At 38.0% G+C, this 1904-nt stretch carries 3 protein-coding genes; 2 read left to right on the top strand and 1 reads right to left on the bottom strand.

The features are described 5' to 3' along the window. Window positions 1-14: 14 nt before the first annotated feature. Both ACOVO2_RS20985 and ACOVO2_RS20990 read left to right on the top strand, forming a co-directional pair. The gene (locus ACOVO2_RS20985) at window positions 15-479 is read left to right on the top strand and encodes a YciI family protein (RefSeq protein WP_421771866.1); all 465 of its coding nucleotides are present in this window, start codon (window positions 15-17) and stop codon (window positions 477-479) included. Then, window positions 476-1123, top strand: a complete 648-nt coding sequence (locus tag ACOVO2_RS20990; protein WP_421771864.1) for a peptidoglycan recognition family protein — start codon at window positions 476-478, stop codon at window positions 1121-1123. The genes ACOVO2_RS20985 and ACOVO2_RS20990 overlap by 4 nt, the downstream gene beginning before the upstream one ends. Window positions 1124-1196: 73 nt before the next feature. On the opposite strand, the gene ACOVO2_RS20995 is transcribed toward ACOVO2_RS20990, so the two are convergent. After that, window positions 1197-1826, bottom strand: a complete 630-nt coding sequence (locus ACOVO2_RS20995; RefSeq protein WP_421771865.1) for a transposase — start codon at window positions 1824-1826, stop codon at window positions 1197-1199. Window positions 1827-1904: the final 78 nt, after the last annotated feature.

Consider the following 1904-nt stretch of genomic DNA (forward strand, 5'->3'; position numbering starts at 1 on the left):
TCTTATTCGTAGCCATTGCTTCGGCGTCATATAGCTGTTTAGTTCCTGAGAAAAAACGAGTAGTGCAAGTCGATACAACCGAAGCTGGTTCGGGCATTGATAGTGTTTTAGCCGTACAACTGGGTGCTGATGAATATGGCATGAAAAACTACGTGATGGCCTTGCTGAAGCGAGGTCCACGCCGCTGGATGATTGATTCCGTTACGGCTTCAAACCTCCAAAAAGCACACATGGCCAATATCGGGCGTTTAGCCGATGAAGGAAAACTGGTAGTTGCTGGGCCTTTTACTGACAATACTGACTTGAAAGGAATCTATGTTTTTGATGTAAAAACGATTGAAGAAGCCCAGAAACTCTGCGAAACCGACCCAGCAATTAAGGCTGGCTCATTGATGATGGAATTGCACCCTTGGTATGGCTCGGCGGCGATGTTACAAATTCCTGCTATTCATAACAAAATCGCTAAAAAACAGCCGTGAGAAAATCGTTGATAGTTTTATTGCTGCTCGCAGCATTGCAGTCATTCGGGCAAAAGCTAAAGATTGTTGAAAAGCCAATCATCTGGGATTCAACTCGCATTGCGTTATCGTTGGAATATCTCAAACAACGCCACGGAATTGAGCAAACTCAACCAACTATTTGCCCTAAAGTGGTTGTGGTGCATTGGACTGCTATTCCAACCTTCGAGAAATCGTTTTTTGCCTTCAATTCTCCAACCTTACCGAACGCCCGCAAAGAGTTACAAAACGCCAGCCAACTCAATGTTTCAGCACATTATCTGATTGATAGAGACGGAACAGTTTATCATCTAATGCCCGATACACTTTTGGCTCGCCACGTAATCGGACTTAACTATTGTGCAATAGGTATAGAAAACGTAGGAGATGGCAGTAAAAACCCGTTGACAGAAGAACAATTCCGAGCCAACTACCTATTAATCAAACAATTACAGAAGAAATATAAAATAAAATACCTCATTGGGCATCATGAATATACAAAGTTTAAAGGCTCAAAAATCTGGAAAGAAACTGACCCAAACTACCAAACTGTAAAATCTGACCCGGGTGATGAGTTTATGAATAGATTGAGGGAGAAATTTAAGAAACTTCGGAAAGAGCCTTGATGGCATTTCTAACGTCAGGATGCAACGTCGGCAAGGTTTGAAACCTTGCCGACGTTTTTGTTTTTCGAAAAAATTAATCAAACTCAATCATAAATTTATCTAAGTTTCGTAGCATTTGATTATTAGTATGAAACTCTTTAAACTTCTCCTTCCCACCAAATAAATTCAAAACTGCTTCCCTTTCTAATTTAGTTTCAGCTGTATGTAAATGTGAATGATATGATGAATGAGGATAGTCACTAAAATCTTTCACAAATCCATGTTTTTCTGGATTATTATGAATATAAAAATTCAGTTCAGCTAAGTAAGACTGATTATCAATCAAAATTCTCCTAAAAGGTTCTTCAAAAAGTCCTCCTGTGCGGTTATAGGATTTATTAATTGCTTGTGCATAACCATTAAAAAGTGATGCAAACTGTTGACTAATAATGCGAGAAATTGGTGGTATGCTTATTTTCTCTGGAAACTTGTTTTTATAAAATACTTTTATCTCTTCTAAACTCCTTATTTTCAAGGCTATATGAAAATGATTTTTCAATAAACAATAGGCGTACGTATCAGCGATAGGCGTAATATGGTGTGCATAACGCTGCAAAAAGTACAAGTAGTTTTTTTCTTCTTTGAAGATGTTTTCACCATTGATACCTCTGTTGTAAATATGGTAAATGGCATTCGGTTCTAAGTTTTCTGTGTTTAATTTCATACGACTCTGTTGATATCCAGCAAAAGATGGTGTAAGAAATTAAATATCAGCCACAAAAACAAACGTCGGCAAGGTTTA

The sequence above is a fragment of the Emticicia sp. genome, from assembly GCF_049241225.1.
GTDB lineage: Bacteria > Bacteroidota > Bacteroidia > Cytophagales > Spirosomataceae > Emticicia.